Here is a 26,493-nt window from a genome sequence, read left to right as displayed (position 1 = left end):
GTGGAAACTATGAAAGCAATCGAATTAATCGCATCACTTATTGTTAAAGGTGCATCTGTCAATATTCCTCAAGAACTATCTATCTCTAAAATAACCCAAGATACACGAGAAATTGAACAAGACTCCTTATTTATTTGTATTGTGGGTTCGGTGCAAGATGGGCATAAGTTGGTTGAAGAAGCGGTTAATAAAGGAGCCACTTTGATTGTGGCTAGTAAAAAAATAAACGTATCTGTACCGGTGATTTATGTGGCAGATACTACAAAAGCTATGGCTATTTTAGCAGATTGCTTCTACCAGCATCCTAGTCAAAAATTGCGAGTCATCGGAGTAACGGGTACAAACGGTAAAACAACGGTTACTCATTTGTTAGATCAAATTTTTAGAAATAACAGAGAAATAACAGGTGTTATTGGAACGATGTATAGACGTATTAATGATGAGATACTCTCAACTAAAAACACGACGCCAGACAGCATTACCTTACAAAAAACATTAAGTGCAATGAATCATGCAGGTGTGACTACATGTGCTATGGAAGTGTCTTCTCATTCTTTAGTACAAGGAAGAGTATGGGGAATAGATTTTGATATCGCTATTTTTACAAATTTGAGTCAAGATCATTTGGAGTATCACCATACAATGGAAGAATATGCGCATGCAAAAGAATTGCTTTTTTCTCAATTAGGGAATAGTTACCAAAATGCAAAACCTAAATATGCTATTTTAAATGTTGATGATTCTGTTGGTAGAAGCTATCAAAATAAAACAGCAGCTCAAATCTATTCATATGGTATTGATGTACCAGCAGACTTTAGAGCGCTTGATTTAAAAACAACCAATAAAGGAACTAGCTTTACATTATTATTCCAAGAAAAAGAATATCCTGTTCATATGCAGATGATTGGTAAATTTAATGTCTCCAATGCATTAGCTGCAATTGCAGCTGCCTATGCTTCAGGAATGAACTTAGCTGGTATTATTGACTCAATGGAAGAAATTCAAGGAGTAAGAGGCCGATTTGAAGTTGTACAAGGTAAACAAGACTTCACAGCTATTGTGGACTATGCTCATACACCTGATGGATTACTAAATGTTTTGGATGCGGTAAATGAAATTAAAACCGGTAAAGTTTATTGTATAGTTGGATGCGGTGGAGATCGAGATCGGACGAAAAGACCAATCATGGCAGAAGTAGCCTTTTCACATGCGGATTATGTTATATTTACTTCTGACAATCCAAGAACTGAAGATCCGCAAGAAATTCTTGATGAAATGGTTATCAACTTAAAAGTTGGAACCTACCAAATGATTCTAGACCGTAGAAAAGCTATTCAAACAGCTGTGAATCAAGCAGTTGCGGATGATATAATTTTAATTGCAGGAAAAGGACATGAAGATTACCAAATTATCGGAACTAAAAAACATCACTTTGATGATGTTGAAGAAGCAAAAGAAGCTATTAAACTAAAAATTAAAGAAATTTAGGAGCGATTAAGTATGTATTGGACAGAAATGTTATTGCCGTGGGTTAGCAGTTTTGCACTGACTATTATGGCAATGCCAATTGTCATTGGCTATTTTAGAACGAAACAATTAGGGCAAACAACAAGAGATGAAGGTCCAAAATGGCATGAAGTTAAAACTGGGACACCAACAATGGGTGGTGCTGTTTTCCTGATAGCGGCTGTCATTTCAACTGTTTGGGTTGGCATTTGGCAGAAAAGTTTAACAATAAGTTTAATGTTATTGTTATTTATCACCTTACTTTATGGTCTACTTGGTTTTTTAGATGACTTTATTAAGATTTTCAGAAAACGAAATTTAGGTTTAACTTCTAAGCAAAAATTAATCGGACAGGTAGTCGGTGGAATCTTGTTTTTTGTTGTTTATCAATTGAGTGAACTTTCAACTAATTTAGCGATTCCTTTTATAGGTACAATCCATTTAGGATGGTTATATGGCATTTTTGTTTTATTTTGGCTAGTAGGATTTTCCAATGCGGTTAACTTAACTGATGGGTTAGATGGTTTAGTTGCCGGCACAGCAGGTATAGCCTATACAGCCTATGCAGTCATTGCTTGGCAACAGCAACAAACAGATGTGTTAATTTTTTGTTTAACGATTATTGGAGGGTTAGTAGGATTTTTCTTCTTTAATAAAAAACCTGCAAAAATTTTTATGGGAGATGTTGGTTCATTAGCATTAGGCGGTGGATTGGCAGCAGTATCTATTTTATTAAAACAAGAGTGGTCATTACTTCTAATTGGGTTAATCTTTGTAATCGAGACGGCCAGTGTTATGATCCAAGTAACTTCGTTTAAACTAACAGGAAAAAGAGTATTTAAAATGAGCCCAATCCATCATCATTTTGAAATGAGTGGTTGGAGTGAATGGCGTGTCGTTTTAACATTTTGGTTTATCAGTCTTGTTACAGCAGCATTAAGTCTCTGGTTAATTTTTTAAAATAAAATAATAGGTGAAAAACTCTGTTGAAAAGAGGTTTGAAGATGAAAAAAATTAAACGATACGAAAATACTAAAGTGTTAGTTTTAGGACTAGCTTTAAGTGGTGTGAATGCTGCCAAATTGCTTCATTCATTGGGAGCATTGGTAACAGTTAATGATTATAAAAATTTTGATGAAAACCCTGAAGCACAAGAATTGCTAGAATCCGGGATCCGAGTAGTGACAGGAGGGCACCCTGTAGAATTACTTGATGAAGATTTTGAATGGGTTGTAAAAAATCCGGGAATTATGTACACCAATCCGATTATTGTGCGTGCTATTGAAAAAGGAATACCAGTTATCACAGAAGTCGAACTTGCCTATGAAGTTTCTGAAAGTATATTAGTAGGGATTACTGGTACAAATGGAAAAACAACGACAACTACTATGATTGCAGATATTTTAAATAAAGGTCGTGAAAAAGGACACGCTTATGTTGCTGGGAACATTGGGACTCCAGCTAGTCTGGTAGCCCAAACAGCTTCAGCAAGTGATGAAATTATTATGGAATTATCTAGTTTTCAGTTGATGGGAATAACAGAATTAAGGCCCCATATCGCAATCATCACAAATATCTATTCAGCGCATCTTGACTATCATGGATCGAGAGATGAATATGTTCATGCCAAAATAAGAATAACTGAAAATCAAAGCGCATCTGATTTTTTAATTATTAATTGGGATCAGCCTGAATTAAGAGAATTGGCAAAAATGAGCAAAGCTCAAATTATCCCTTTTTCACGATATGAACATTTAGAAAATGGCGTTTATTTAGAAAACGATGTTATTTATTATCAAAATGAACCGATTATGAATAAAACTTCTATATTGGTACCCGGCGAGCACAATGTAGAGAATGCCATGGCAGCAATTGCTGCAACAAAATTATTGGGACAGAAAAACGGGAGAATAAGGGAGTGTCTTGAACAATTTAAAGGTGTGAAGCATAGAACTCAATTTGTTAAAGAATTTCAGGAAAGACGTTTTTATAATGATTCAAAAGCTACTAATAGCTTGGCTACAGAAAATGCATTAAGAGGCTTTAATGTACCGATTATTTTACTCGCTGGAGGTCTGGATAGAGGGAATGATTTTGATGAATTAATTCCAGAACTAAAAAAAGTGAAAGCGTTAGTTGTTTTTGGAGAGGCAGCAGCAAAATTAGCGAAAACAGGTGAAAAAGCTGGGATTCAGCACATTAAATTTGTTCAAAATGTAGAGTCTGCAGTACCTGTTGCATTTGACTTAAGTGAACGAGGAGAAGTTATCTTGCTATCACCAGCTTGTGCGAGTTGGGATCAATACCGTAGTTTTGAAGTGCGTGGTGATGCATTTATCGACGCAATTGAGCAATTAGTCGATGAAATAAAAGAAGAGGAGGAGTAGACCAACTGGTCTGACCTAAAATGAAAATTTTATTATCTGGCGGTGGAACAGGTGGACACATCTATCCTGCTCTAGCTTTAATTAAGAGATTGAAACAGTTAGATCCTGCTACTGAAATTTTGTATGTAGGAACAGAAAAAGGATTAGAAAGCAAAATTGTTAGAAATGCCAATATTCCGTTTAAATCAATTGAAATACAAGGATTTAAACGTTCGATTTCTATTAGTAATTTGAAAACAATACAATTATTTATCACAAGTATTAAAAAATCTAAAAAAATAATTAAAGAATTTAGGCCGGATGTTGTTATCGGTACTGGTGGCTATGTTTGTGCACCAGTAATTTATGCGGCTTCAAAATTAAAAATTCCAACGATCATTCATGAGCAAAATAGTGTAGCAGGTGTGACAAATAAATTTTTGGCTCGCTATGTAACCAAGATTGCCGTGTGTTTTGAAGAAGCCCAAGCGGAATTCAGTAAGTACTCAGAAAAAGTTAACTATACAGGAAATCCGAGAGCACAAGAAGTAGTAGGTATAAAACCATCATCTATTTTAAAAGATTATCATTTAGTTGCCGATCAGCCAACTGTTTTAATTTTTGGTGGAAGCCGTGGTGCTAGAAGTTTAAATCAAGCTTTCCTTGAGGCCTTACCAGAGCTAAAAAATAAAAACTATCAAGTGTTGTTTGCGACTGGAGATATTCATTACGAAGCGATTAAGGAACAAGTTGAAACACAACTACAAAATATTCAGTCTATTTCGGTTGTTCCATATATTGAAAATATGCCTGAAGTTTTTGCAAACGTTGAATTAGTAGTCTCTAGAAGTGGTGCAACAACACTAGCAGAACTAACAGCTTTAGGTCTACCGAGTATTTTAATTCCTAGTCCTTATGTAACCAATGATCACCAAACAAGAAACGCTGAGAGTTTAACTAAACGTGGAGCCGCTAAAATGATAACTGAAAAAGAATTGAATGGGAAACAGTTAACAGAAGCAATTGATGAGTTAATGCTACATGAAGATGCAAGAAAAAATATGGCAGATGCAGCTGGAAAACTAGGATTACCTAAAGCTGCTGATTATTTAATACAAATTATAAAAGACATTACACGTTAAAAAATGATAAGAGGAGAACAGCGTATGACGGAAAAACAAGATTCAACTAAACAGAAGAAAAAATTGTCTGCGCAATCGTCTTCTTGGAAAAATAAAATACGTGGAAAAAAAGCAGAACAGAAAAAAAGAAATCATTCATTGGAAGATAAATTACCTAAATTAAAAGAAAAACGTCGTAAAAAAATGCAACAACGATTGATTTTGTTACTTTTGTTATTTTCATTTGCAATTTTAGTAGTCGTGTATTTTATAACACCGCTAAGTAAAATTGGGAAAATCAGTGTTAGTGGTGCTAGTGAAGTTACAGATCAAGCTGTGATTGATGCTAGTCAAATTAAGTCTGGTGATTCTTTGTGGGAAACATTCTTTTTAAGAAAAGAAAAAGAAACGCTAGTAAAAAAACAACTATCCCAGGTGAAATCGATGGATTTAAAGTTTGATAGTGTAAATTCTTATGAATTAGTTATTACAGAATATAAAACGGTAGCTTATTTAGAGAACAATGATGCTTATTATAATATTCTCGAAAACGGAAAAATTGTAAATGAAAGTAGAAAAGTTTCAATCGGAAATCAGCCTATATTTATTCATTTCAAAGAAGGAAAAGTATTAAATGAAATGCTTGATCAGTATCATTTACTTAAAGAAAATATCCATAATAGTGTATCAGAAGTTGAATACACACCAAGTAAAACTGATCCATATTTAATAAAAATGTATATGAACGATGGAAACCAGGTAATTGCATCTATTACATCATTTGCTAGGAAAATGGCTTATTACCCAGATATTGTTCGAAAAATTGGTAAAGAAAAAGGAACAATAAATATAGAAGTAGGTATTTATTTTTTACCATTTGAATCGGTTCCTCCTGAAATAAAAAAAGAGAACGATGATTAAAGAAGAATAAGTAATAATTAAAGAAAATTTGCCGGAAATAAGAATTTAAGAATGCTATTAAAACCTTCGTAAATTAAGTACCGATATGGTAAAATCAAATATAAGTATTATAAACTAAAAATAAAAACTGAAAATGAAGTATAAGGAGGTTTCAATGAATGAAAAATACTGGAATGTATGTAAGTCTAGATATTGGAACCACTTCAATAAAAGTCGTTGTAGCTGAATTTATTAACGGTGAAATGAATATTATTGGAGTAGGAAATGAAAAATCAGAAGGTTTAAGTCGCGGGATTATCGTTGATATTGATAAAACGGTTAATTCAATAAAAAAAGCTATTAAGCAAGCAGAACAAAAAGCAAACGTTGAGATTAACAAAGTGATTGTTGGTATTCCAGGAAATAATATTGAAATTGAACCCTGTTATGGCATGATTGCTGTTTCTGGCGAAAATAAAGAGATAACAAAAAATGATGTACAAAATGTATTATCTGCTACCATGGTGAAATCAGTTCCACCAGAAAAAGAAATTTTGGCTATCTTACCAGAGGAATTTATCGTGGATGGTTTTGATGGAATTAAAGATCCTCGTGGAATGATTGGTGTTAGATTAGAGATGCATGCTACTATGATTACGGGTCCAAAAACCATCATTCACAATACAAAGAAGTGTGTTGAAAAAGCTGGACTACAGATTGAAGATATTGTCCTACAGCCACTAGCTACAAGCAGCATAGCTATGTCAAAAGGAGAGAGTGATTTCGGTACTATCTTAATTGATATGGGTGGTGGACAGACTACAGCATCAGTTATGCATGATAATCAGCTAAAATTCGTTTACGCTAACCAAGAAGGTGGAGAATACGTAACAAAAGATATATCTGTTGTTTTAAATACTTCTTTTGAAAATGCCGAAAGGATTAAACGTGATTATGGTTATGCACTTCCAGAAGAAGCTTCATCCGATGAAGAATTTCCGGTAGATGTTATCGGACAAAATAAACCAGTGAATGTAGATGAAAAATATTTATCAGAAATTATCGAAGCACGCTTAGTTCAGATTTTCGAAAAAATTAAAACTGAACTAGATTTCGTAGAAGCGCGTGATTTGCCAGGAGGAATTATATTAACTGGGGGAGCTGCTGCACTTCCGGGAATTGTTGATTTAGCAGAAGATATGTTTGGAATTAATGTCAAACTCTATGTTCCTGATCAAATGGGGATGCGCTATCCAACATTTACGACAAGTATTGGTTTAGTAAATTATGAATCACGTTTGGATGATATTCATCAAATTATAAAAGGCTATTCATTGAACCAAAGACCAGTTGATGAAAACGATAGTACACTAAGACAAAACCAAAACCAAAACCAAATACCTGAATACGAAGAACAAGAACAACAATACAATGAGAAACCGAAGAAACAAGAAAAACGTAAAGAAGACAGCTTGGTTTATAAAGCTAAAAGTTTTTTCTCGAATTTTTTTGATTAAATACAGTAGACTTTGTCATTAGGAGGAAATGGAATGGATTTAGAATTTGATACAAACCCGATGAATAATGGAGCAATTATAAAAGTGATCGGTGTTGGTGGAGCAGGGAATAATGCTGTTAACCGTATGATCGACGAAGGTGTTAAGGGCGTAGAATTTATCGTAGCCAATACAGATGTGCAGGCATTAGCTGGATCAAACGCAGAAGTGAAAATACAATTAGGACCTAAACTTACTCGTGGATTAGGAGCAGGTGCTAATCCTGAGATTGGGCGTAAAGCAGCAGAAGAGAGTGAAGAACAAATTGCTGATGCGTTGAGAGGCGCTGATATGATATTTGTTACGGCAGGTATGGGCGGAGGAACAGGTACTGGAGCCGCAGCTATCGTAGCACGTATTGCAAAAGAACAAGGTGCGTTGACAGTGGGAGTGATTACTCGACCATTTACTTTCGAAGGACCTAAACGTGGGCGTTTTGCTGCTGAGGGTGTTGCTCAGATGAAAGAGCACGTGGATACATTAGTTATCATATCTAATAATCGTCTATTGGAAATCGTCGACAAAAAGACACCAATGCTTGAAGCTTTTCATGAAGCTGATAATGTATTACGTCAAGGAGTACAAGGCATATCCGATTTAATAACTGCACCAGGGTATGTAAACTTAGATTTCGCAGACGTTAAAACAGTAATGGAAAATAAAGGTTCAGCATTAATGGGAATCGGTATGGCTAGTGGGGAGAATAGAACAGCTGAAGCTACGAAGAAAGCAATCTCTTCTCCATTACTTGAGGTTTCTATTGACGGAGCTGAATCAGTCTTATTAAACATAACTGGTGGTTCAGATTTAACGTTATATGAAGCCCAAGATGCTTCAGATATTGTTTCTTCAGCTTCTACAACAGAAGTAAACATTATTTTTGGGACATCTATCAATGAAAATTTAGGTGACGAAGTTATTGTAACGGTCATTGCTACAGGTATTGATACAACTAAAAAAACAGAAACACGTCCTAAATCTTCAGGAAGAAACCGTAGCATAGACTCAAGCGATTCGCAAAAACGTGGAGAGGGAGCACAAGCAAGAGCTTCAAAAGATCCTTTTGGTGATTGGGATATTCGCAAAGAACCTAATGTTCGTGAACAAAACTTTTCTAATTCACAATCAGAATCAGGTTCTGAAAAAGATAAGTCCGAATTCGATCTTTTTAAACGTGAAGAAAAACAAGAACGTGGACATAAATCTGAAGATGAAAATCTTGATACACCACCATTTTTCAGAAGACGTCGCAAGTAAATTAGATGATTAATATAAAAGAAAATGTTTCTCAGTTTGAAGGAAAATTTAATCAAGCTTTGAAAAAAGGAGAACGGAAAAGTTCTACTGTTCAAGTTGTTGCAGTAATTAAAAATAGTCCAATTCAACTAACAAAAGAGATTATTCAAGAAGGATTTAATCATTTAGCGGAGAATCGACCTGAAGGATTACTTGAAAAGCAAAATGAATTGAATAACCAAAATATAACTTGGCATTTTATTGGGAATTTACAAACGAGAAAAGTAAAAGAGATTATTAATCGTATTGATTTTTTACATTCTCTGGACCGCTTATCCTTAGCAAAAGAAATTGAAAAAAGAGCAGAAAATAGTATAGCTTGTTTTGTACAAGTCAACATTAGTGGAGAAAATTCTAAAAGTGGGATACATCCTGATAAATTAGAAGAATTCATTACACAATTAGCTGATTATCCTAAAATTAAAATAATCGGTTTAATGACGATGGCTCCATTGTTAGGGGATGAAACGGTTATTCGATCCGTTTTTTCAAGATTGAAAATCTGTCAGGAACAGATAGCAAAAAAAAAATTGCCTTACGCTCCATGTACAGAACTCAGTATGGGTATGAGTGGAGACTACCAAATTGCTATTGAAGAAGGGGCGACTTATATTCGAATAGGTTCCTCATTTTTCAAGAGTAATTAAATCGTGTTACCGCCATTTATTCATTAAGGGGGATTAAAATGGGAATGAAGAATAGATTTAATCGTTTTTTTGAACTAGATGGAGAAGACGAGTTTGATCCAACACCTACTCAAGAATCTCCCTCCTTTTCTAAAGGTGGGGAAAATAGGAAGAATGTTAATCAAACAGTTCCTATTATCAACACTAAGCGAGAGAAAATAAATAATAAAGTGGTGCCATTTAATCAGCAGCCCACATCAAAACAAGCTAAAATCACTATTCTTGAACCTCGAGTATACTCAGAAGTACAAGGGATAGCTGATATTTTGTTGGAAGATCAGTCAGTTGTGCTGAACTTTGTTCGGATGGATGAAGAACAAGCGAAAAGAATTGTAGATTTTTTAACAGGAACTGTCTACGCATTAGGTGGGGATATTCAGCGCATTGGTGATGAGATATTCTTATGTACTCCTGAGAATGTGAGTATTGACGGTACGTTAACTGATATTATGCGTGAAAAAGAATTATATTAGAAAAGAGGAGTACGCTAAACGTTATGGATATATTATATTTAATTTACCTTATTTTGTCGAGATTGATTCAAGCTTATTCGACCCTTATCATTATTTATATACTAATGTCTTGGTTTCCAGGAGCTTATCAATCAAAAATTGGTCAAATTTTGGTGCGAGTTTGTGAGCCCTATCTAGGTTTTTTTAGACGTTTCATCCCACCAATAGGTATGATTAGTGTTTCTGGAATAGTAGCGATAGTCGTTTTAAACTTAGCACAAAGAGGATTGTTTTCATTTTATCAAATAATTGTAAGATTAATTCTAAGCTTCTGACCAAGGAGGTATTTTGATGATAGAAAATGTTTATCAACATTTCAGGAAAGAAGAACGTCCTTTTATCGATCAAGTTACCGATTGGATTAGAGAATGTGAAGATCAATATACGCCTTATTTAACAAATTTTTTAGATCCAAGACAGGCTTATATAATTGAAACAATTGTAGGGAAAAGAAGTGGCATAAAAATCTATTCTTTCGGCGGTTATCAAGCTGCTGAAAGAAATAGGATTTATATTTGTCCAGAATATTTTATACCGACACAAGATGATTTCGAAGTAGCTCTTTTTGAAATACGTTATCCAATCAAATTCACAAAATTATCGCATGGAAAAATCCTTGGTACATTGCTTTCAACAGGTTTAAAAAGAGATTATTTTGGAGACATCATTTCTGATGGAGAACGATGGCAGTTTTTTATTGGAGAGAGTATGAAGCCATTTGTTCAAAATCAAGTTGAAAAAATAGGAAATGTCTCCATTAGATTAATAAAAAAAACTTATTTAGATATTTTGAAACCAATTGATAATTGGACAATAGTGCAAGAGACAGTGTCTTCTATGCGTCTAGATACAATTATAGCTAGTCTGTTTAATATTTCTAGACAACGTTCAAAACAAATGATTGAGTCCGGAAAAATTAAATTAAATTGGTCAGAAATAACTCAACCAGATTTTGAATTAGGAATCTTAGATATTGTTTCTATACGAGGATTTGGCAGATTACAAGTCCAAGAAATAGTAGGTAAAACAAAAAAAGATAAATGGCGTATAAAATTTGGAATCTTGCATAAATAAACTAATTAGGTATTCTAGTAATGAATCATTAAACGTCGAAGCAAAGATAAAAAAATCAGATGATGGAGGTGTCTTAAATGGTGTTAACTCCTTTAGATATACATAATAAAGAGTTCCCTGTAAAGATGCGTGGATATGACCAAGATGAAGTGAATGATTATTTGGATCAAATTATTAAAGATTATGAAATGGTTCTAAAAGAAAATCGTGAATTAGAAAAAAATCTAAAATTTTCTGAAGAAAAAGTAACGCATTATAATAATTTACAAGATGCATTAAATAAATCTATTATTGTTGCTCAAGATGCTGCTGATCGGTTAAAAGAAAATGCAGTAAAAGAAGCGGAACTAATAGGTTTAGAAGCAGGGAAAAATGCGGATCGTTTACTTGATGAAGCAGTTGCCAAGGCAAAGAAAATTACAACTGAAACTGATGAGTTAAGAAAGCAAAGTAGAATCTTTAAACAACGATTACAATTAATGATGGAGTCACAATTAGAAATGGTGAAAAATGAAGAATGGGAAGATATTTTAAAGCCTTCACAAGAAGAAGCGTTAGAAATACCAACTTTAAAAGAATTGCTTTCTGAAATGAAACAAAAAGAAAGTTATGAAGAGAAAATGGAATCAGCTACTAAAGAAGATGAATCAAAAAATAAAGATAATCAAAATACTGAAGGCATAACGCCTGCAATAGAATTACCATAAATTTAAAACTATGATTGGAATAGAAAGCAATACAATACTTATTAGCGAGTTAGAATATGGTGAAAGTCTAACAGTACCTTCTATTGTAAGATCTTCCAAGAGTGCTGATTTGAAAACGCTAGTAAGATCAGCCGGTTGATAACCGTTACCAATTACTTGAGAGGAATAAAAATAACATTCATTTCCTGAACTTGGGTGGTATCACGAAGTCACTTCGTCCCTTTTAAGGGGTGAAGTGTTTTTTTGTACACTAAATTTGTGTTTTTTAAGTAGGAAACAGTATGCCATAAAAAAATTATAACGATAAAAATGGAGGAATAAGTAATGAAAATGAAGGAAACATTACAATTAGGGAAAACAGCTTTTCCAATGCGTGGGAATTTACCAGTACGTGAAATTGAATGGCAAAAAGAATGGGAAGATAAAGACATTTATGGTCAACGTCAAGAATTAAATAAAGAAAAACCTGCTTTTATTTTACATGATGGCCCTCCGTATGCTAATGGAAATATCCATATCGGGCATGCATTGAATAAAATTAGCAAAGATATTATTGTGCGATACAAATCAATGACGGGCTTTCGTTCTCCTTATGTACCTGGATGGGATACACATGGGTTGCCCATTGAACAAGCTTTGACCAATAAAGGTGTTAAGCGTAAAGAAATGTCTATTGCCAAGTTTCGTGAACTATGTGAAGAGTATGCTTGGGAACAAATTAATAAGCAACGGGATGATTTTAAGCGTTTAGGTGTTGCTGGTGAATGGGATAATCCTTATGTTACGTTGAATCCTGATTATGAAGAAGCACAAATTCGTGTTTTTGGTAAAATGGCCGAAAAAGGGTATATCTACAAAGGATTAAAACCAATTTATTGGTCTCCTTCAAGTGAATCCGCACTAGCAGAAGCAGAAATTGAGTATAAAGACGTTAAATCTCCAAGTATCTATATTGCTTTTAAAATTGTTGACGGTAAGGGATTAGTTGATGAATCCACATCGCTTATTATTTGGACCACCACGCCTTGGACTATTCCATCTAACTTAGCGATTACTGTTCACCCAGATTATGAGTATGTTACGGTCTTAGCAGATGGGAAAAAATATATTCTTGCAAAAGAATTACTAGATACGGTTGCTCAAGAAATTGGTTGGGAAGACGTAGAAATTATTAGTGAACTTAAAGGGAAAGATATGGAATATATGACTGTTCAACATCCAATGTATGATCGGACATCTTTAGTTATATTGGGAGACCACGTTACATTAGATGCTGGTACTGGACTAGTTCATACGGCTCCTGGACATGGGGATGATGACTACATTGTTGGGCAGAAATATAAATTAGGCGTCTTGTCACCAATTGATGATAGAGGATGCTTTACAGATGAAGCTCCTGGTTTAGAGGGTGTATTTTATGATAAGGGAAACAAATTAATTACCGATATCTTAAAAGAAAATGGTTCTTTACTCAGTTTAGACTTCTTTATGCATAGTTATCCTCATGATTGGCGTACAAAAAAACCGGTTATTTTCCGTGCGACACCTCAATGGTTCGCTTCTATAGATCTTTTTAGAGAACAAATTTTGGAAGCTATTAAAAAGGTGAATTGGACACAACAATGGGGTATGCAACGTCTATATAATATGGTACGTGATCGTGGCGATTGGGTTATTTCTCGTCAACGTGCGTGGGGTGTACCGTTGCCTATTTTTTATGGTGAAGACAATGAACCAATTATCACACCAGAAACAACAGACCATGTTGCAAAATTATTTGGGGAGTTCGGTTCCAATGTTTGGTTTGAACGAGCAGCCGTTGATTTGTTGCCAGCAGGATTTACACATCCGTCTAGTCCTAATAATATCTTTACCAAAGAAAAAGATATCATGGATGTTTGGTTTGATTCCGGATCTTCTCATGAAGCAGTCTTAAAAGAAAGAGCTAATTTATCATTCCCAGCAGATATGTATCTAGAAGGATCTGATCAGTATCGCGGTTGGTTTAACTCTAGTATTACAACAAGTATCGCTATTAATGGTGTAGCACCTTATAAAACGGTACTGTCTCAAGGAATGGTATTAGATGGTGAAGGACGTAAAATGAGTAAATCACTTGGTAATACGATGTCTCCTGACAAAGTAACCAAACAAATGGGTGCTGATATTATTCGTCTTTGGGTTGCTAGTGTTGATTCTCAAGCAGATGTACGTGTAAGTGACGAGATTTTAAAACAGGTTTCAGAAGTATATCGTAAAATTCGCAACACCATGCGTTTTTTATTAGCGAATACATCTGATTTTAAAGCTGAGAATCATGCTATTGAATTCCATGACTTACGTTCAGTTGATAAGTATATGATGGTCCGTTTAAATCAGCTTGTTGAAAAAGTGGAAATGAACTTCGAAAAATATGAATTTCCAGCTATTTATCAATTAATTAATAATTTCTGCACAGTTGATCTATCTCAGTTTTATTTAGATTTTGCAAAAGATGTTGTTTATATTGAATCAGAAAATTCATACGAGCGTAGAGCGATGCAAACTGTATTCAACGAAGTGCTTGTTAAATTGACTAAATTATTAACGCCAATTTTACCTCATACAGCAGAAGAAATATGGAGCTTATTGGATGAAAAAGAAGATTTTGTTCAACTAGCTGAAATGCCACAAGTTAAATCTTATGAAAATGAAGCAGAATTAATGGATATGTGGAATGCATTTATGGCTATTCGTCAAGATGTTCAAAAAGCATTAGAAGAGGCGCGTAATGATAAAAAGATTGGTAAATCATTTGAAGCGAAGCTAACTATTTATCCTACTGCACCTACAAGAGATTTATTTACATCATTAAATAGCAATATTGAACAATTATTGATTGTATCAGACTTACAAATTGTAGGAGATAAAAAGGATGCACCAGAAACAGCCTTACAATTTGATTCTTTAGCTATCCTAGTAGAACATGCCCACGGTGAGACTTGTGAAAGATGTCGTGCGATTAAAGAAGATGTAGGAACAAATGCTACAGCTCCGACTCTTTGCGAACGGTGTGCAGGAATTGTATTAGAAAATTTTCCAGAGGCTTTAGTACCAGAGCAATAAAGTAAGGTGACTCATTAAAAAAAGAGACATAAAAACTCCTTGTAGGTAATTAGCAGAAATTTCTTTTCTTTCTAAATTACTTTGCAAGGAGTTTTTTTATTGTTCACTTTCTAAGGAGTTTTTCACTTCATTTAAAATATTTTTGGCCCACGTTTTTTTCACAGAAGGTAAGAGCGGAGTAAAAAGCAAACTCTTTCTTCCTTTCAAGCGAAGGTCTAAGGAAACTTTTAATTGTATTTTGTTTTTAGAATACTGATAAATACTTAGTTCGCCAAGACCTGATATGTGTTTATTTGTTGAAGAAAAAGTAAAGTGAACGTTGTTAGTTTTTGTTTTCGTTTTCGTTTCAAAATGAAAGGTTAATAATGTTTTGCGTGCGACTGACCCTAAGGATAAAAAGAGGTCTACCAAATAAGTACAATCAGAAACAGACGTAAGTTGATTAAATCCTGGTAAAAAAGGTAACCAAAAATTAGGATCATTTATTATTTTTATGGATTTTTTAAGTGGAGCATTTATAATAACCGAGTATTGCTCTAATGACATAATAACTCCCCTTTTTTTGTATCAAAAATTAAAAATAAAAACTCTTTGAGAAATTTTCTCAAAGAGTTTTTATTAAATCATAAAACACAATTAACCTTTACGTCTTCCCATGATAAGTGAAAAGATGAAGATTAGAGCTACAGCACCAATTAATGCAGGTATAATAGCAAATCCACCAATGACAGGTCCAAAGCTACCAAATAATGAAGAACCAATCCATGAACCGATAAATCCTACAATAATGTTACCAATGATACCTCCTGGTACGTCTTTACCTAAAATCATTCCTGCTATGGCTCCTAAAATACCGCCTACGATAAGTGACCAAATAAATCCCATTATAATTTCCTCCTTTTACTAAATAAATAAGTAATATTACTATTACTATTACTATTATAGACACATCGTGTTCACAATTCAAGTGATATACATTGAGCTACAATTTTTTTGAAATATTTAATTTAAATGGTTATCTCACTAGTCCATAAGATGACGGTTTTAGAATCTAAAGATTTTTGAACATCGATAATCCTTTGATTTGAACTACCTCTGAACTGAAGAGTTAAATCACGTTTATTTATTTCAAAACGACCATCAATTAGAACATCCATGTAAGAAAGCAGTTCAAGCTTGTCTTCTGATTCTAGCATCAATTCTTCCCACGTATAACCAGTCCAAGCCCAAATGTCTTTGGACTTCCCAAATTCTTTTTTTATCCGTTTTGATAAAGGATTAACAATTTCTGTATTCAAAAAAGGTTCTCCACCAAGAAGAGTGAGACCTTGTACATATGGTTGATTTAGATCCTCTAAAATTTTATATTCTAATTCTTTAGTGTAATAATAACCATAATCAAAATTTTGTGCAATTTTATTGTAACATCCTTTACATGCAAATAAACAACCACTTACATATAAACTGCAACGAACACCTTCACCATCAACAAAAATAAAGGGTTTATAATCAGCAACTTTCATTTTACTATAGTCTTTTGATAACCATTCTTTTGGCTTTGGATTTCTCATTTTATTGTTCCTCCAGATTGATTGTGTAATTAGTTAATATGTTTAACACGAGAAGTGATTTCTTTGTGTCGACCCTGAACCATTGGTCTTGCTTGCGGATTACCTAGATAACCACAAGTTCGCTTTACTACATCACATGTTTTAGGGTTGCAATTATTGCACTCAGGGCACTTAAAGCCTTTTTCAGTTGGATCGAAATCACCGGTAAAACCACACTGGTAGCAATGATCAATAGGTGTATTTGTTCCGAGGTAGCCTATTCTATCATATGCGTAATCCCATACAGCTTCTAAAGCTTTAGGATTTTGACGCATATTAGGATATTCGCAATAATGAATAAATCCACCACTTGTTAATTTAGCGTAATCTTTTTCGAAGTCTAGTTTTTCAAATGGAGTTGGTTTTTTTCTAACATCAAAATGAAAACTATTAGTATAATATTCTTTCTCAGTAATATCAGGAATAACACCGAATTTTTCTGTATCTAACCGGCAAAAACGATCGGTTAAACTTTCACTAGGGGTAGAATAAACACTGAAGTGATAACCATAGAGGTTACCCCATATATCTGCATGTTCTTTTAGTTGTTTTAAGACAGTCAAAGTGAATTCTTTAGCTAAAGGAATATCTTCCCATTCGGCACCATAAAATACAGTAGCCACTTCATAAAGGCCAATGTATCCAAGAGATATCGTTGCACGTCTATTTTTGAATACTTCATTCACGGATTCATCTTTATCTAATCTCTTACCAAAAGCACCATATTGATAAAGGATAGGGGCACTACTTGGAAGAGCTTCTTTGGTTCGATTGATTCTATAAATAAGGGCATCTTTACAGATAGATAATCGTTCTTCTAAAATTGTCCAAAATTTATCCATATTATTATTTGATTCAAGAGCAATACGCGGTAGATTCAATGTAACGACACCTAAGTTCATTCGACCAGAATTGACTTCTGTTCCATTCTCATCTTGCCAACCTTGTAAAAATGAGCGGCATCCCATAGGTGCTTTAAAACTTCCAGTTATTTCTTTAAGCTTATCGTACATCAAAACATCCGGGTACATTCTTTGGGTCGCACAGGCAACTGCAAGTTGTTTAATACTATAATTAGGATCTGATTCATTAAGATTGATACCCTTTTTTAATGTGAAAACTAATTTAGGGAAAATAGCTGTTCTTTTTTCTTTACCAAGTCCTTTTATCCGAACAGAAAGAATGGCTTGTTGAATTTCTTTAGCGTACCAGTCTGTTCCTAAACCAAATCCCAGAGTAGTAAAAGGCGTCTGTCCTTGAGAAGAGAAAAGAGTATTGATTTCATATTCTAGGCTTTGCATAGCATCATAAATATCTTTTTTTGTTGCTTGAAGAGCATATTTTTCTCTTTTTTCAGAATGATCAATCCATTTAATGGATTCAGTTAAGTGTTTTTTAAAATTGAGTTTTGCATAAGGAGCTAGAACTTCATCAATTCGATCAGCACTGCACCCACCATACTGACTAGAAGCAACATTGGCTATTATTTGAGCCATTTGAGCAGCTGCTGTTTGAATAGATTTTGGACTTTCGACTTCAGCATTACCAATTTTAAATCCTTCGGATAACATATGCTTAAAATCAATTAAACAGCAGTTTGTCATAGGAGAGTAAGGGTGATAATCTAAATCATGATAATGAATATCACCTTTTTGGTGGGCATTTCGAACATGTTCCGGTAACATTTTTAAGCCAATTGACTTTCCAACAACTCCAGCAGTTAAATCACGCTGAGTGTTAAATATTTCACTGTCTTTATTAGCATTCTCATTAACAAGTGAAGGATCTTTTTTTAACAACGTATTAATAGCATGATTGATATCTGTTTCATTTTTTCGGTTAATCGATTTTTGAATTTGGAAATCAGTATAAGTTTCAGCTAAGTCAGTTCTTTCTTGATTGATTAAAACTTGTAAAATAAACTCGCGAATTTTAGAAACGGGTATCTTATTTTCATTAGTGTGGATTAGTTCATTTTTAATTATTTTTACTATTTCTAGTAAATCATAATCACTTTTATATTTCGAGTTATTTGTTAATATTTTGTCTGCTTTCAAAAGAGAATGATAAATTTTTTCTTCTTGGAAAGTTGTTTCTCGTCCGTCACGTTTAATGACTATAGCAACAAGAGTGTTTTTATTGTTAGTATAATCATAATTTTTTATTTTATTTTCCATTTTATTATTTCCCTCCTGAGTAGGTAAGTTATTCTAGTTATGTAAAAAAATACCATATGTAGGATAAAACCTTAAGTGCACACTACATATTGTATCACTGTTCAATGATATAAGATATCAAAAAAATCCGTTAAAAATTTTTTAAAATAAAAGATAAAACAAAACCCTTTATTATCCACTATAAAAATAGCAGATAATAAAGGGTTTTGTTATTATTTTATTTAAGATTGATCACTAGTCAACTCTAATAATTTATTTTTCAAAGAATCTTCCATGACAGTTAATTCATTTTCAGCTTCTTTTCGTTTTAAGCGACCAGTTTTTTGGATTTGTAATGTTTCCTGTAAAGTTTCTACTAAATCATTTTGAGTTTTTTGTAGTGTTTCAATATCAATAATACCACGCTCATTTTCTTTGGCTGTTTCAATAGTAGATATTTTTAACATTTCTGAATTCTTTTTCAATAAATCGTTTGTTGTTTCTGATACTTGTCTTTGAGCGGTAACAGCATCTTTTTGACGCAATAATGTTAAAGCAATAGCAATTTGATTTTTCCAAAGCGGAATAGCAGTATTAATAGACGATTGAATTTTTTCTGCTAAAGCCTGATTAGTATTCTGAATCAAGCGAATTTGAGGGGCTTGTTGGATTGTCATTTGACGTGCTAATTTTAAATCGTATGTTCGTTTTTCTAAACGATCTAAAAATTGATTTAAATCATTGACGATTTGGACGTCCATTTGATTTGAACTATTTTCAGCATTTTGGATGGCTTCAGGAATAAACGTATTAGCTAGTTCATCTATTTTAAGTTCACCAGCGGCAATATAAATATTTAAAGCATCAAAATAATCTTTATTTTTTTGGTAGAGTTGTTCTAACATAATATTATCGTTAACTAATCCGTTTTTTTCTTTATCTAATTTGATGCTAATTTTATCAATTTGTGCGCCAATTTTTTGATATTTTGATGTCATCTCATAGATAGATTTTTTAACTCGTCCAAATATTTTTTTAAAAACGTTGTTATCTTCCGCTCTTAAATCTTCAGGATTGGCTTCATTTAAACGAAACATCAAATCATTTAGAGAATCACCTATTTCACCAGTGTCCTGGTTTTGAACTTGGTTTAACATAGTATGCGAAAATTCACCTAATTTTTGTTGAGCAGCAGCTCCGTAGCTCATAACAGATTGGATATTGGTAACATCGATTTGATCAGCTAACTCTCTGGCTTGTTTTTGACGTTCTTCTGATAAACGATTAATCAAACGATCAACTTTCTGGGTTTCAACCATATCTTTTTCAACCGATTCTTTCACAGAAGGTGTATTTAAGTTAGCTTCATCAAAAGGATTTGATAATAATTCATCTAGCTCAGAGTTTACTTGTTTAAAGGAACTATTGTTTGTTGATGTGTTATCTGTCATTTTTCCATCTCCCTATATGATCTTAAAGTTCTTGGTTTTCTATTTCTTCAAAGGCTGCATTATCTCGTTCTATAGCTTTTTTCGCAAGTTCTACTTCAATACTCATGTCATCAAAATCACCTGATTTAAAAGCAACATAGTCTACAGCAATTAAATGGCACATTTCATCAATAGTTGCTGCACTCTCATTGAGAACATCGTAGGTTGCTTTACTTTTCACTTCATGTTGATCAATTTCAATATATTTATTTGTCAAATCAACTAAAGAGGATAAGTGAACATAAAGAAATTTATTTGCTTCGTTCAACCGACGAGGATTTTCTGTAATTTCTTTAAACAAAGATTTTGCTAAATGAACCGTATTGTTTCGTTTTTCAATAGCAGATAGTTTTGAAACGAATTGCATGTTTTTTTCTAAGGTTAAAATTTGCATCTTTGCAACATACATAGTCTCTCTAAAAAAGTTCATTTCTTCTTTATTTAATCCATTAGATTTATAAAAATTCTCTTTTTGAACGGAGACCTTTTTTAGCTTACCGTGAGACTGACTAGTTTTATTTTCATTTTGCATATAGAAGAGAATGCTACCAATCGCAATACTAATAATCAATGACCACCAAAAACCTAAATCAAAAATAAAGGCTAAAAGCAGAAACATCAAAATTGTCGAGACACTAATAAACGCGTAACGTAATACATCGATAACATTTTTAGAAAAATCATTCATTTTGTATCACTCCATAATTTTATTTAACTACATCATTCCGTTTATTGTACATCTTTATTTTATCACAGATGTGTATAAAAGGCCCATCAGACTTAAGGTTGATTTCTATTTATTTTTATTCAGAATAATTCATGCTATTTTTTTCAGAACTATTTTTATCACTATTGAAAACCTATGGATTTTAGAGTGGAAACTTATCTAATTTATCTTTAACTTTCTTCTCTTCGTTGCTAGGACTCCAATTTAATCATACCACTTAGATTATCACATCTTATTTGGTACGCCCCCCCCCACGAAACTAATATTAATGCTAGCATCAAGAAACTTCTAGTCGATTTCATGAACAGTAGTGTCATAATAGGTATTTAGTAGTTTTTAAGGAAATCTATGAATTATCTAGGTCTATTTATAACTGTAACTAATATTAACTAATGTCCCTATAGGTTAGAAATAATGATATAATTTCAGGATTGATAAAGTAATTACAGAACTGTATGATAAGAAAGAAGGTATCCATAATAGCAGGGGGAAATCTAATGGAATTTAACGAAGAAACAATTAAAAGTCAACGTATTTATAAAGGAAATATTACAGAATATTGGGTAGAGGAAGTTCTTTTACCGAATGGAAAAAAAGCAAACCGTGAATTAGTAAAACATGCAGGGGCAGTTGCAATTATGCCTTTCACTGCAGATGGAAAAATGATTTTTGTTAAACAATTCCGAAAAGCCATTGAAAAGACTATTTTAGAGATACCCGCAGGAATGATTGACAAGACAGATGATAATCCTATAGAAACTGGGAAAAGAGAACTGGAAGAAGAAACAGGTTTCCAAGCAAAAGTTTTTGAACTCGAAACTTCTTTTTACACATCACCTGGCTTTTCAAATGAGTTTTTGTATATTTACCGAGCTGAAGAGTTAACAAGAGTAGACCAACCGTTAGCGCAAGATGAAGATGAATTTCTTGAACTCGTAACATTATCTTTTGAAGAAGCTTGGGTGGCCTATGAGAAAAAGTTAATAATTGATTCTAAAACAGTATTTGCTCTTTTTTATTGGAAAATGAAAAAAGAGATGGAACAAAAGAATAGATGAGGTGTGAACGAAAGAATGGATCAAAAAACAAGAGCTGAGTCGCGAAAAGTAAAAGAGCAAGATGCAAAAGAGAGAAGTAAAAGAAGGAAAGAACGTGATAAAGTTGAAAAAGATTATCAAAAGAAGCTAGAAAAAGAGGGGAAATCCCTAAAAAGTAGGAAAACAGAAAACGATAAATATCGGAACATCGACAAACTCTTAACAAAAGCTATTATTGTAGTCTCATTATTGCTCATTATTGTATTAATAATAGTGTTTTTAATTTAATTTTAAAGGAGAAATAAACGTGAAAATTGGAATTATTGGTGCTATGGAAGAAGAAATTATTTTGTTGAAATCAAAAATGACAACCCCTAATGAATGGCACCAAGCTAATGTCGTGTTTATATCAGGAGAAATAGAAAAACATCAAGTTGTCTTGGTACAATCAGGTATTGGTAAAGTGAATGCGGCGATTGCAGCTACTTTATTAATTTCTCAATATGATGTAGAGATTTTAATTAATACCGGTTCTGCTGGAGGTATTGGTAAAGGTCTAACGGTGGGAGACATTGTTATCTCAACTCAAGTAGCTTATCATGATGTAGATGCGACCATTTTTAATTATGAAAAGGGACAAGTACCGCAAATGCCTGCTCGCTATACAGCAAATGAAGAACTTGTTGAAAAAACGATTGCTGCAGCAAAAAATGTTGGTTTACATCCAGTAAGAGGGCTTATTGTTACAAGTGATTCATTTATCGCTGGTAAAGCTCAAACAGAAAAAATAATAGCAGACTTTCCCGATGCTTTAGCAGCAGAAATGGAGGGTGCAGCAATCGCTCAAGTTTGTTACCAATTTGGAAAACCTTTTGTTATTTTGAGAGCTATGTCAGATGTTGCAAACGAAGAGGCTGGTATTAGTTTTGATGAATTTATTATTGAGGCTGGAAGACAATCGGCTAATATGGTTTTAGAATTATTGAAAAGTAGTTTGTAATCTACAAACGGGGATTAAACCGTCTAAGATAATGAGAATTTACAAAATATATTTATTGGAAAAGAAAGGAAAGAATGATGGGTATCATAGAGACTGATAGGCTACTATTAATTCCATATACGATAGAATATATTGAAGCAACTTTGTCAGGAAAAAAACAATTAAGAGACGTATCAGGTTACGAAGTAAGTAGTGGATGGCCCGGTATCGAATTTTATTTTTACTTACCTTTCGCGTTAGAGGAGTTAAAAAAAAAGCCGGAAATGGAAAAATGGACGAGGTTAATTGTTTTAAAAAAAGAAAATAAAATTATTGGTGAAATAAGTGTACAAGGAAATTCTAGTAATACATGGATTCCAGAGTTAGGATATGGGATTGTTGCTGCTTATTCAGATCAAGGTTTTGTGACTGAAGCAGTTAAATCATTTTTAGAATGGCTTACAGAGGCGCAGAATTTTCCATTGATCAAAGCTAAAACTTTTTTGAAAAATAAAAAGTCACAACACATTTTAAAAAATAATGGATTCATTAAGACAGGAGAAGGGGTAATCGGCAGTGGTGAAAAAATCATTAAATTCGAATGGAGAAATAATGAGCTAGAAGATGAGAATTAGACTGAACTAATGAAAAATAAAGTAGCCGAAAAGAATAGGATCTCTTCGGCTACTTTATTTAATCGGATTGAGGTTTTACGAAAAAAGCTTTTTGAAAAAAGACTTTTTTTCATGTTTCTCTTTTTCGGGGTCTTCATCAGCTGCTGGGTATTTTTCTGCAACATTAATAATCTCATTATTCACTGCTTGTGGAGCAATATAAATTAATCCGATGTTGCAATTTTCAGCATCCTCATCTGTTACGATTCTAAATGAACAATTCAACTGCTTACTTAATTTAATGTAGGGATTTAAATCTTTTATATCAACAGATCCGTTGAATAAAAGTGTATTACCCGGGTATTTAGTTATTTCTTTTTTTAGCGCATCCAAGTAATCTGTAGAAATTAATTGTTCAAGAGTCATCGATAAATAAATACGTTCTCTTAAACTCCCAAGGTATTCTTGACGTTCCTCAGGTTTAGTCTGATTAGCTCCATAAATGCCTTTGTTTAAATAGTCTTGCATATTATCTGAACTCATGAGAATCTCCCCTTCCTTTAAAAAACTTTTTTAATTAATAAATTATTTGGTTCTATTATAACATAGATCAGCATAATTACATTTTTATACTAACAGATACGAAAAATTTTTGTCCTTACTGGCATTACGATAGAAATAGAGAGAGGAAGCGAGACATGATGGAGTTAGTGAGCTTTACTCAGGAAGATTTTGATGTTTTTGCTATCGAAAGTCTAGAGTCTAGAATGAATGAAATTCGAAAAAAAATTCAACCAAAATTTAGAACAATAGGAACAGAGATTTCAAAAGATTTAAGTCCGTTATTGGGAGCTAATTCTTTACCCGTACATATTGCTCAACACCTTAGAAGAACTAAAAATCCACCTCAAGATACTTGGTGTGCAATTGGTGGGGACAATAGAGGATATAAAAAATATCCCCATTTTCAGTTGGGTCTTTATCAATCGCATTTATTTATTTGGTTAGCCTTTATAGATAATCCACAGTTTGAAAAAGAGATGGCACAAAGTTTCATTGATAATGATGCAACTATTCAAGCTTTACCTGCTGATTATGTTATTTCTTATGACCATACTATGGAAGGAGTATTACCCATTGATGAAAGTGAATGGAGTAAAGGACTTGTACGATGGAGAGATAGTAAAAAAGGTGAGTTTTTAGTTGGCAGACAGTTAAGTGCTACTGATCCGATTTTTAAAGATGCTCAAGCTCTTCATATATTTGTACTAGAAACGTATCATTCTTTAGTTCCTATATATAAGCAAGCCTTTCAAGCCTACCCAAGTGAATAATTCAAATAAGTTCATTTACTATAGATACTGATGAATAAAAAAACGATGATTCTATTGGAATCAACGTTTTTTTATTTTTTATGGATACAGCGAGCCATGTAATCATATAAGATTAAGGCATCGTCATCAGATGAGAGGTAAAGGATAAATGTTGAACGATTTCGCGTTAATTTGACGGATGTTCCAGAAACCTCAAGTACGGTTTGATTGTACACAATGTACGCTCCTTTAAATAAGTAGTCTTAGTTGAACAGATAAATTATAAATACAGATATGATTTCTAGTCTAAACATACTACCATAAATTAAACTAAAAGTAAATGGAAGATACTTGATTTTAAAAGATTCTATTATTGCTATCCTACTTTATTAAGATCACATCACTTAGTTAAAATAAAATTAGAGTGAATTGGTTAGGTTAATGGGTTGCTTATAAACTTGAAATAATTTATTCAACAACCAAATATCTTCGTTTGCAAGTCTATATAGTTCTTTAAAAACATGTTGGATAGCCTCTGACTCATCTATTTCTTTGATAATAACCAACAATTCATTTTGATAACGATCTAAACGGCTTAAAACTGAGAGGTACTCATCAATGAAATCAGAAAAATTATCTTTTCCATATAGCAAATCTTCTTTTAGAAAATGAGAATTTTTAAAACCTGACTCAATGACTTCACTAATTGTTGTATTAGCAGTTTCAGCTAAACGAGTCATTTCATTTCCAAAATCGTCACTTACTTCAATCAACACATTTATCACCTCAAGTTCAAATTAGTTATAATTTAATTATAAAGCATCTATTCTTAATAGGGTATCAAGTGTTCACATAGCATAAAAAGAATAATAGCTTTATGTCTAAATTGTGAAATAAAAAGGATGAAAAAGTTTAAATTTATTTGCCACTATTTCAAGATGTAATTGTTTAACTGTCTAACTAATATAGCCTTTATGATTGATTATATTAGTAGATGAATAAAAAAACACAATCAGATATATCTGATTGTGTTTTTTAAGAATAGTATGTTTATTATAATCGAATTAACGGTTGTAGAACTCAACGATGAATGCTTCGTCGATTTCAGCATATAATTCTTCACGTAATGGTAAACGATTCAATGAACCTTCTAATTTTTCTCCATCGAAACTAACAAATTCTGGACGGCCGAATAATGATTCAACAGCAGAAGTGATAATTTCCATGTTTTTAGATTTCTCACGAACAGAGATAGCTTGTCCAACAGCAACACTGTAAGATGGGATATCAACGCGTTTGCCATCAACAAGGATATGACCGTGGTTAACTAATTGACGAGCTTGACGACGAGTAGTCGCGAAACCCAAACGGTAAACAACATTGTCTAAACGTTGTTCTAGTAAAATCATAAAGTTATCCCCAACTTTACCTTCTTTAATTTTACCAGCTTTAACAAATAAATTTTTAAATTGGCGTTCGTTCATGCCGTACATATTACGTAGTTTTTGTTTTTCTTGTAATTGTAACCCGTATTCAGTTAATTTTTTACGACTGTTCGGACCATGAGGACCTGGAGCGTAAGGACGGCGTTCAATTTCTTTACCTGTACCTGAAAGTGAAATACCTAAACGACGTGAAATTTTCCAACTTGGACCTGTATAACGTGACATAATAAAATTCCTCCAATAATGTTTTTTTGGAGTAAAATAATAAGTTGATAGTTCAATATTCCGTGCAG

Annotated in this window: 27 protein-coding genes and 1 other annotated feature; of the genes, 18 read left to right on the top strand and 9 right to left on the bottom strand. The window is 33.1% G+C overall.

Annotated features, from left to right (window positions below; translation table 11 throughout):
• Window positions 1-9: 9 nt before the first annotated feature.
• The 13 genes from BR44_RS03750 (at window position 10) to ileS (ending at window position 14,829) form a co-directional block, all read left to right on the top strand.
• On the top strand, window positions 10-1,488 hold the full coding sequence (locus BR44_RS03750) for a UDP-N-acetylmuramoyl-L-alanyl-D-glutamate--2,6-diaminopimelate ligase (RefSeq protein ID WP_034550726.1): 1,479 nt from the start codon (window positions 10-12) through the stop codon (window positions 1,486-1,488).
• Between the two features lie 12 nt (window positions 1,489-1,500).
• On the top strand, window positions 1,501-2,466 hold the full coding sequence (gene mraY / locus BR44_RS03745) for a phospho-N-acetylmuramoyl-pentapeptide-transferase (protein WP_034550725.1): 966 nt from the start codon (window positions 1,501-1,503) through the stop codon (window positions 2,464-2,466).
• Window positions 2,467-2,510: 44 nt separating this feature from the next.
• Window positions 2,511-3,893: a UDP-N-acetylmuramoyl-L-alanine--D-glutamate ligase gene (gene murD, locus BR44_RS03740; RefSeq protein ID WP_034550724.1), complete on the top strand. Its 1,383-nt coding sequence runs from the start codon at window positions 2,511-2,513 to the stop codon at window positions 3,891-3,893.
• A 20-nt stretch (window positions 3,894-3,913) separates the two neighbouring features.
• Complete coding sequence (gene murG / locus BR44_RS03735; RefSeq protein WP_034550723.1) at window positions 3,914-5,014, top strand: undecaprenyldiphospho-muramoylpentapeptide beta-N-acetylglucosaminyltransferase; 1,101 nt, start codon at window positions 3,914-3,916, stop codon at window positions 5,012-5,014.
• Window positions 5,015-5,038: 24 nt separating this feature from the next.
• A complete protein-coding gene (locus tag BR44_RS03730) occupies window positions 5,039-5,914 on the top strand; it encodes a cell division protein FtsQ/DivIB (RefSeq protein WP_051912490.1) in 876 nt (291 codons plus the stop codon).
• A 158-nt stretch (window positions 5,915-6,072) separates the two neighbouring features.
• Window positions 6,073-7,410, top strand: a complete 1,338-nt coding sequence (gene ftsA, locus BR44_RS03725) for a cell division protein FtsA (RefSeq protein ID WP_034550722.1) — start codon at window positions 6,073-6,075, stop codon at window positions 7,408-7,410.
• 33 nt (window positions 7,411-7,443) lie between these two features.
• The gene (gene ftsZ / locus BR44_RS03720; protein WP_034550721.1) at window positions 7,444-8,706 is read left to right on the top strand and encodes a cell division protein FtsZ; all 1,263 of its coding nucleotides are present in this window, start codon (window positions 7,444-7,446) and stop codon (window positions 8,704-8,706) included.
• Window positions 8,707-8,711: 5 nt separating this feature from the next.
• The gene (locus BR44_RS03715; protein ID WP_034550720.1) at window positions 8,712-9,392 is read left to right on the top strand and encodes a YggS family pyridoxal phosphate-dependent enzyme; all 681 of its coding nucleotides are present in this window, start codon (window positions 8,712-8,714) and stop codon (window positions 9,390-9,392) included.
• 38 nt (window positions 9,393-9,430) lie between these two features.
• Window positions 9,431-9,904: a cell division protein SepF gene (locus tag BR44_RS03710; protein ID WP_034550718.1), complete on the top strand. Its 474-nt coding sequence runs from the start codon at window positions 9,431-9,433 to the stop codon at window positions 9,902-9,904.
• 23 nt (window positions 9,905-9,927) lie between these two features.
• Complete coding sequence (locus BR44_RS03705) at window positions 9,928-10,218, top strand: YggT family protein (protein ID WP_034550717.1); 291 nt, start codon at window positions 9,928-9,930, stop codon at window positions 10,216-10,218.
• 16 nt (window positions 10,219-10,234) lie between these two features.
• Window positions 10,235-11,017 carry a YlmH family RNA-binding protein gene (locus BR44_RS03700; RefSeq protein ID WP_034550715.1) on the top strand — a complete coding sequence of 261 codons (783 nt, stop codon included), beginning with the start codon at window positions 10,235-10,237 and terminating at the stop codon, window positions 11,015-11,017.
• A gap of 77 nt (window positions 11,018-11,094) precedes the next feature.
• A complete protein-coding gene (locus BR44_RS03695) occupies window positions 11,095-11,724 on the top strand; it encodes a DivIVA domain-containing protein (RefSeq protein WP_084676082.1) in 630 nt (209 codons plus the stop codon).
• Window position 11,725: 1 nt separating this feature from the next.
• Window positions 11,726-11,949, top strand: a binding site (T-box leader).
• Window positions 11,950-12,048: 99 nt separating this feature from the next.
• Complete coding sequence (ileS, locus tag BR44_RS03690) at window positions 12,049-14,829, top strand: isoleucine--tRNA ligase (protein WP_034550713.1); 2,781 nt, start codon at window positions 12,049-12,051, stop codon at window positions 14,827-14,829.
• 96 nt (window positions 14,830-14,925) lie between these two features.
• Here the strand turns inward: ileS and BR44_RS03685 are convergent, their stop codons facing one another.
• The 6 genes from BR44_RS03685 to BR44_RS03660 form a co-directional block, all read right to left on the bottom strand.
• The gene (locus tag BR44_RS03685; protein ID WP_034550712.1) at window positions 14,926-15,375 is read right to left on the bottom strand and encodes a hypothetical protein; all 450 of its coding nucleotides are present in this window, start codon (window positions 15,373-15,375) and stop codon (window positions 14,926-14,928) included.
• A gap of 90 nt (window positions 15,376-15,465) precedes the next feature.
• Window positions 15,466-15,714: a GlsB/YeaQ/YmgE family stress response membrane protein gene (locus tag BR44_RS03680; RefSeq protein ID WP_034550711.1), complete on the bottom strand. Its 249-nt coding sequence runs from the start codon at window positions 15,712-15,714 to the stop codon at window positions 15,466-15,468.
• 122 nt (window positions 15,715-15,836) lie between these two features.
• The gene (gene nrdG, locus BR44_RS03675; protein ID WP_034550710.1) at window positions 15,837-16,400 is read right to left on the bottom strand and encodes an anaerobic ribonucleoside-triphosphate reductase activating protein; all 564 of its coding nucleotides are present in this window, start codon (window positions 16,398-16,400) and stop codon (window positions 15,837-15,839) included.
• Window positions 16,401-16,429: 29 nt separating this feature from the next.
• Window positions 16,430-18,616, bottom strand: a complete 2,187-nt coding sequence (nrdD, locus tag BR44_RS03670) for an anaerobic ribonucleoside-triphosphate reductase (protein WP_034550709.1) — start codon at window positions 18,614-18,616, stop codon at window positions 16,430-16,432.
• A 221-nt stretch (window positions 18,617-18,837) separates the two neighbouring features.
• Window positions 18,838-20,046, bottom strand: a complete 1,209-nt coding sequence (locus BR44_RS03665; protein ID WP_034550708.1) for a toxic anion resistance protein — start codon at window positions 20,044-20,046, stop codon at window positions 18,838-18,840.
• 22 nt (window positions 20,047-20,068) lie between these two features.
• The gene (locus tag BR44_RS03660) at window positions 20,069-20,773 is read right to left on the bottom strand and encodes a 5-bromo-4-chloroindolyl phosphate hydrolysis family protein (protein WP_051912488.1); all 705 of its coding nucleotides are present in this window, start codon (window positions 20,771-20,773) and stop codon (window positions 20,069-20,071) included.
• Between the two features lie 536 nt (window positions 20,774-21,309).
• On the opposite strand from BR44_RS03660, the gene BR44_RS03655 reads away from it, so the two are divergent.
• The 4 genes from BR44_RS03655 to BR44_RS03640 all read left to right on the top strand — a co-directional run bounded on the left by BR44_RS03655 (window position 21,310) and on the right by BR44_RS03640 (window position 23,463).
• The gene (locus tag BR44_RS03655) at window positions 21,310-21,870 is read left to right on the top strand and encodes an NUDIX hydrolase (protein WP_034550707.1); all 561 of its coding nucleotides are present in this window, start codon (window positions 21,310-21,312) and stop codon (window positions 21,868-21,870) included.
• Between the two features lie 15 nt (window positions 21,871-21,885).
• Window positions 21,886-22,137, top strand: coding sequence for a cell wall synthase accessory phosphoprotein MacP (gene macP / locus BR44_RS03650; RefSeq protein WP_034550705.1), 252 nt, complete (start codon window positions 21,886-21,888; stop codon window positions 22,135-22,137).
• Window positions 22,138-22,156: 19 nt separating this feature from the next.
• Window positions 22,157-22,849, top strand: coding sequence for a 5'-methylthioadenosine/adenosylhomocysteine nucleosidase (locus BR44_RS03645; protein ID WP_034550704.1), 693 nt, complete (start codon window positions 22,157-22,159; stop codon window positions 22,847-22,849).
• 74 nt (window positions 22,850-22,923) lie between these two features.
• Window positions 22,924-23,463, top strand: a complete 540-nt coding sequence (locus BR44_RS03640) for a GNAT family N-acetyltransferase (protein WP_051912486.1) — start codon at window positions 22,924-22,926, stop codon at window positions 23,461-23,463.
• Window positions 23,464-23,538: 75 nt separating this feature from the next.
• Here BR44_RS03640 and BR44_RS03635 read toward each other — a convergent pair whose 3' ends face one another.
• Window positions 23,539-23,985, bottom strand: coding sequence for a YueI family protein (locus BR44_RS03635; protein WP_034550700.1), 447 nt, complete (start codon window positions 23,983-23,985; stop codon window positions 23,539-23,541).
• 155 nt (window positions 23,986-24,140) lie between these two features.
• On the opposite strand from BR44_RS03635, the gene BR44_RS03630 reads away from it, so the two are divergent.
• Complete coding sequence (locus BR44_RS03630) at window positions 24,141-24,776, top strand: DUF1054 domain-containing protein (protein WP_245592911.1); 636 nt, start codon at window positions 24,141-24,143, stop codon at window positions 24,774-24,776.
• Between the two features lie 398 nt (window positions 24,777-25,174).
• On the opposite strand, the gene BR44_RS03625 is transcribed toward BR44_RS03630, so the two are convergent.
• Complete coding sequence (locus BR44_RS03625; protein WP_034550699.1) at window positions 25,175-25,531, bottom strand: hypothetical protein; 357 nt, start codon at window positions 25,529-25,531, stop codon at window positions 25,175-25,177.
• Window positions 25,532-25,819: 288 nt separating this feature from the next.
• Window positions 25,820-26,425, bottom strand: a complete 606-nt coding sequence (gene rpsD / locus BR44_RS03620; protein ID WP_034550697.1) for a 30S ribosomal protein S4 — start codon at window positions 26,423-26,425, stop codon at window positions 25,820-25,822.
• Window positions 26,426-26,493 lie beyond the last annotated feature (68 nt).

This window comes from Carnobacterium funditum DSM 5970 (assembly GCF_000744185.1).
Classification (GTDB): Bacteria; Bacillota; Bacilli; order Lactobacillales; family Carnobacteriaceae; genus Carnobacterium_A; species Carnobacterium_A funditum.
This window is presented reverse-complemented; position numbering and strand designations above follow the sequence as displayed.

Coding starts and splice junctions, on each gene's coding strand:
- BR44_RS03635 (WP_034550700.1), bottom strand. CDS start 23,985: ATGAGTTCAGATAATATGCAAGACTATTTAAACAAAGGCATTTATGGA.
- nrdG (WP_034550710.1), bottom strand. CDS start 16,400: ATGAGAAATCCAAAGCCAAAAGAATGGTTATCAAAAGACTATAGTAAA.
- BR44_RS03750 (WP_034550726.1), top strand. CDS start 10: ATGAAAGCAATCGAATTAATCGCATCACTTATTGTTAAAGGTGCATCT.
- ftsA (WP_034550722.1), top strand. CDS start 6,073: ATGAAAAATACTGGAATGTATGTAAGTCTAGATATTGGAACCACTTCA.
- BR44_RS03665 (WP_034550708.1), bottom strand. CDS start 20,046: ATGACAGATAACACATCAACAAACAATAGTTCCTTTAAACAAGTAAAC.
- nrdD (WP_034550709.1), bottom strand. CDS start 18,616: ATGGAAAATAAAATAAAAAATTATGATTATACTAACAATAAAAACACT.
- BR44_RS03630 (WP_245592911.1), top strand. CDS start 24,141: ATGATGGAGTTAGTGAGCTTTACTCAGGAAGATTTTGATGTTTTTGCT.
- BR44_RS03730 (WP_051912490.1), top strand. CDS start 5,039: ATGACGGAAAAACAAGATTCAACTAAACAGAAGAAAAAATTGTCTGCG.
- BR44_RS03655 (WP_034550707.1), top strand. CDS start 21,310: ATGGAATTTAACGAAGAAACAATTAAAAGTCAACGTATTTATAAAGGA.
- BR44_RS03660 (WP_051912488.1), bottom strand. CDS start 20,773: ATGAATGATTTTTCTAAAAATGTTATCGATGTATTACGTTACGCGTTT.
- BR44_RS03710 (WP_034550718.1), top strand. CDS start 9,431: ATGGGAATGAAGAATAGATTTAATCGTTTTTTTGAACTAGATGGAGAA.
- murD (WP_034550724.1), top strand. CDS start 2,511: ATGAAAAAAATTAAACGATACGAAAATACTAAAGTGTTAGTTTTAGGA.
- BR44_RS03695 (WP_084676082.1), top strand. CDS start 11,095: ATGGTGTTAACTCCTTTAGATATACATAATAAAGAGTTCCCTGTAAAG.
- ileS (WP_034550713.1), top strand. CDS start 12,049: ATGAAAATGAAGGAAACATTACAATTAGGGAAAACAGCTTTTCCAATG.
- BR44_RS03640 (WP_051912486.1), top strand. CDS start 22,924: ATGATGGGTATCATAGAGACTGATAGGCTACTATTAATTCCATATACG.
- murG (WP_034550723.1), top strand. CDS start 3,914: ATGAAAATTTTATTATCTGGCGGTGGAACAGGTGGACACATCTATCCT.
- BR44_RS03705 (WP_034550717.1), top strand. CDS start 9,928: ATGGATATATTATATTTAATTTACCTTATTTTGTCGAGATTGATTCAA.
- ftsZ (WP_034550721.1), top strand. CDS start 7,444: ATGGATTTAGAATTTGATACAAACCCGATGAATAATGGAGCAATTATA.
- BR44_RS03680 (WP_034550711.1), bottom strand. CDS start 15,714: ATGGGATTTATTTGGTCACTTATCGTAGGCGGTATTTTAGGAGCCATA.
- BR44_RS03685 (WP_034550712.1), bottom strand. CDS start 15,375: ATGTCATTAGAGCAATACTCGGTTATTATAAATGCTCCACTTAAAAAA.
- mraY (WP_034550725.1), top strand. CDS start 1,501: ATGTATTGGACAGAAATGTTATTGCCGTGGGTTAGCAGTTTTGCACTG.
- BR44_RS03715 (WP_034550720.1), top strand. CDS start 8,712: ATGATTAATATAAAAGAAAATGTTTCTCAGTTTGAAGGAAAATTTAAT.
- BR44_RS03700 (WP_034550715.1), top strand. CDS start 10,235: ATGATAGAAAATGTTTATCAACATTTCAGGAAAGAAGAACGTCCTTTT.
- rpsD (WP_034550697.1), bottom strand. CDS start 26,425: ATGTCACGTTATACAGGTCCAAGTTGGAAAATTTCACGTCGTTTAGGT.
- macP (WP_034550705.1), top strand. CDS start 21,886: ATGGATCAAAAAACAAGAGCTGAGTCGCGAAAAGTAAAAGAGCAAGAT.